Origin of the sequence: Microbacterium sp. 13-71-7 (assembly GCF_002257455.1) — a bacterium.
In the GTDB taxonomy this organism is placed as follows: domain Bacteria; phylum Actinomycetota; class Actinomycetes; order Actinomycetales; family Microbacteriaceae; genus Microbacterium.
In genome coordinates this window covers 1-3,538 of the sequence record NZ_NCKN01000318.1, presented here as the reverse complement: position 1 = coordinate 3,538, position 3,538 = coordinate 1, and the positions used below count along the sequence as shown (strand labels likewise).

Sequence of the window (3,538 nt, the reverse complement as noted above, 5' to 3'; positions counted from 1 at the left end):
GATCAATACCAGCCTTCGCAGTGTTCACCGCCTGCGCCCCCTTACGAAGCGCACCCTCCTCAGCAGAAATGACCTCAGCCATAACCCACCCTCCTCAAATCCACCGGAGGAGCGACCGCCGCCCTCCTGTCCAGCAGACTAGGTCGGCCGTCTCCGCCGCGACATGGGGAGAACTACCCATGCACCGCGCCACCCGGCGCGGAGCCCGGCATAGGTAGAGTGAATGTCGCTCGTGCCCGCCCGTGATCGCGGGGCGGGAGCAGAGGGGGGATTGCGTCCGATGGATCAAGGCAGCGCCACGACAGGCGCCGTGCTCCGGCTGTCGATCGTCAGCGACGACCGACGGCTCGACGCGGGTGTGCCCGCACAGGTGCCGCTCGTCGAGATCATCCCCGGCTTCGCCCGGAGTCTGGGTGTGCTGGATCCGGCTCTCGCCCACGGCGGCTACGCGCTGCACCGCGCCGACGGCACCGCCCTCGATCCGTCCCGGGGCGCGCTCGCGCAGGGCGTGCACGACGGCGAGCTCCTCACGCTCGTGCGCGGCGGGCTGGTCCCGTCCCCGCGCGTGTACGACGACGTCGTCGAAGCCGTGATCGATGCGACCAGCGAGCAGCACGGCGTGTGGACGCCCAAGGACAGCGCCCGCACCGCCCTGTTCATCAGCCTCACCTTCCTCGCCCTGTGCGCACTGCTGCTCGTGTCGAGCGGAGGCGGAGTGCTGTCCGCCGTCATCGCCGGCGGCGGCGCCGTGGTGCTCACGGCCGCGGCGGCCGTGCTGCTGCGGCTCGAGCAGACCGAGGCCGGCCACGCGCTGGGCCTCGCCGCGGCCTTCTTCGGCGGGCTCTGCGGCTTCCTCGCCGTGCCGGGAGACTCGCTCTGGGGCTGGCCGTTCGCGGCCGGCGGCCTCGGAATGCTCATCGTGGGCGGCATCAACCTCGCCATCGCGAACGACAAGCCCGAGATCCACCTCGTCCCGATCGCGCTCGGGGCCGCCATCGGGATCCCCGCCGCCCTCACCGCGCTGTTCGACGCACCCGTCGCGCCCTACGCGCTGATGCTCGCGATCACGGCGACTCTCGCGAACGGCCTGCCGTGGCTGGTGCTCACCTCCACGCGCATCAGGGTGATCTCGCCGCAGAGCGATGCCGACATCTTCAGCGACCCGACCCCGATCGACGGCGACGAGGTCAAGCGCCGGGCGGCGTCCGGCACCCGAGCATTGATCGCCCTGCGCGCCGCGCTCGGCATCGCGGCCCTCGTCGCCACTCCGCTCGTCGCCGCTCAGGGGCTGCCCGGCGCGATCCTCTGCCTGCTCGCCTTCATCGGCATGATGTTCCAGTCGCGCCAGGTGCACGCCCGGCGCGGCGTGCTGGTGCTCATGATCATCGGCGCGCTGGGGCTGGCGGCGACCGGCCTCACGGTCGCGCTCGCCCAGCCCGATCTGCGCCAGAGCCTGCTGGTGGTGCTGCTCGCTGCGACGATCGTCCTCATCGGGCTCACCCTGATGCGGCCAAGGGCGCGGCTGAGGCTCGCTCGCGTCGCCGACACCGTCGAGGTCATCGCGATGGCCCTCGTCCTGCCGCTCGGCGTGATCACGGCGGGGCTGCTGTAGACGATGGCGACCAAGAAAGACCTCATCGAGGCGCAGGGGTTCAGCCGGCGCCGACTGCTCTCGGCATTCACCTCAGGCGCGCCCGGCGGGAAGGAACTCGAACCGGCCAAGCCGCTGCGCGCAGTGACCGCGGGGATCGCGCTGACGATCATGGTGCTGCTGGGCGGACTGTTCTACGGCCTGCTCCGCCCGGGCCTGCCGCAGGGCTGGGAGAACAATCGCCTGATCGTCGCGACCGACACCGGCGCCCGCTACGTCACCTCGAAGGGCGAGCTGCACCCGGTGATCAACACCGCGAGCGCACGTCTGCTGATCCCCTCGAACGAGTTCTCCGTGATCCGGACCGACCGCGACACCCTCAAGAAGATCCCCGTCGGCGCGACGGTGGGCATCGTCGGAGCCCCGGACGATCTGCCGGCCGCATCCTCTCTGCGCAACACCGGCTGGACCGCGTGCGTGGACGGATCCGACGGCGTCGCCGTGTCGATCGGCGGCTCATCCGTGCAGGCCGCCGCTGCCGGTGCAGGCGCCGTGGTGCGCCGCGGGGACGACCTGTTCGTGATCGCCGGCGGGCTGCGGCACGCCGTCCCGGCAGCGTCCGCCGACGCCGTGCTGCGCGCGGTCGGCCTCGGAACCGCACGCCCGCAGACCGTGGACGGCCGCTGGCTGAACCTGTTCGCCCCGGGCAGCAGCTTCGCTCCTCTCGACCTCGGCGCGCTCGGGGTGGCCATCCCCGGCAGCGACCTGTCCAGCGGCGATGTCGTGCATGTGCAGGGCGCCGCAGACGATGATCGCTACCTGATCACCGCAGACGGCAAGGCCGCCCCGCTGTCACCTCTGGCGTATCAGCTGTATCTGCTCGGCTCCGGCGCGAACGCGGGCGCCGTGCGGGACGTCCCGCCCGCGCAGCTCGCCGCACTTCCGACCGGCCCGGCGGCCGGCGGATCCGACTGGCCGACCGCCTCCCTCGCCCCGCTCGCGAACGGCGCGTCCTCCTGCGCCCTGCTCGGCAAGGACGGCCGCACCGTCCTCGCCTCCACGACCTCATCGCTGCCGGATGACCGCAAGACCCCGGCCGTGCGCGTCGGCACCGGAGCGCTCGTGCAGGTGGGGTCCGGTTCCACCGCGATGCACATGCTGATCGACGGATCCGGCACCGCGTACGCGATCTCCGGCGGTACCGACGCCGTGCAGCGCCTCGGCTATGCGAGCAAGGACGTCGGCCGCGCCGCCGATGCCTGGATCCAGTTCTTCCCGGCCGGGCCCGCGCTCTCCAGCGAAGCGGCCGGACGCACGCCCACCGCGGCGAGCGGCGGATGAGACGCGGAGCCGGGATCCTCGGCGTCGCGGTGCTGATCGCCGCGGGCTCCGTGATCGCGCCGACTGCCGCGCCCGCGTCTGCGGCGGGGCAGTCCTGCGAGCCCGGCCAGATCGTGTTCACGCCGAACAAGCCGGCGGCATTGACCTCGCTGGACGCCGCGGCGGCGAACCAGCGCGCCACCGGCCGCGGGGTGACCGTCGCGGTCGTGGACTCGGGCATCGATGCCGGCAACCCGCATCTGGCGGGCGCGGTCGTCGGCGGCGTCAACCTCGTCGGCGACGGCGAGCGCCCGGACGGGCTGAGCGATCCGCTCGGTCACGGGACCGTGATCGCCGGGGAGATCGCCGCACGGCCGGTCGCCGGATCCGGGGTGGTCGGGCTGGCGCCCGACGCCGCGCTGCTGTCGGTGCGGGTCTTCCGCAGCGACACCGAGGACGACGCCAAGAAGGGATTCGGGCCCACAGCCGCCCGGATCGCACAGGGCATCCACTGGGGCGTCGACCACGGCGCGCGCGTGATCAACGTCTCGATGAGCATGCGGCAGGACGACCCGGCGCTGCGCGCCGCCGTGGAGTATGCGGCCGCACAGCACAGCCTTGTGGTCG

3 protein-coding genes are annotated in these 3,538 nt (G+C 72.5%); all 3 read left to right on the top strand.

Annotated elements, in window-relative coordinates:
- Window positions 1-280: 280 nt before the first annotated feature.
- Complete coding sequence (gene eccD / locus B7X32_RS19480) at window positions 281-1,612, top strand: type VII secretion integral membrane protein EccD (RefSeq protein ID WP_292723533.1); 1,332 nt, start codon at window positions 281-283, stop codon at window positions 1,610-1,612.
- Window positions 1,613-1,615: 3 nt separating this feature from the next.
- Entirely contained in the window at window positions 1,616-2,932 is a 1,317-nt protein-coding gene (gene eccB, locus B7X32_RS19475) for a type VII secretion protein EccB (protein WP_292723530.1), read from the top strand.
- Window positions 2,929-3,538 (top strand): S8 family serine peptidase (locus B7X32_RS19470; RefSeq protein WP_292723528.1); only part of this gene is annotated, 610 nt, incomplete at its 3' end. The genes eccB and B7X32_RS19470, both read left to right, overlap by 4 nt.

Excerpts from the sequence above, each read along its gene's own strand:
- eccD (WP_292723533.1), top strand. The coding sequence starts at position 281 with ATGGATCAAGGCAGCGCCACGACAGGCGCCGTGCTCCGGCTGTCGATC.
- eccB (WP_292723530.1), top strand. The coding sequence starts at position 1,616 with ATGGCGACCAAGAAAGACCTCATCGAGGCGCAGGGGTTCAGCCGGCGC.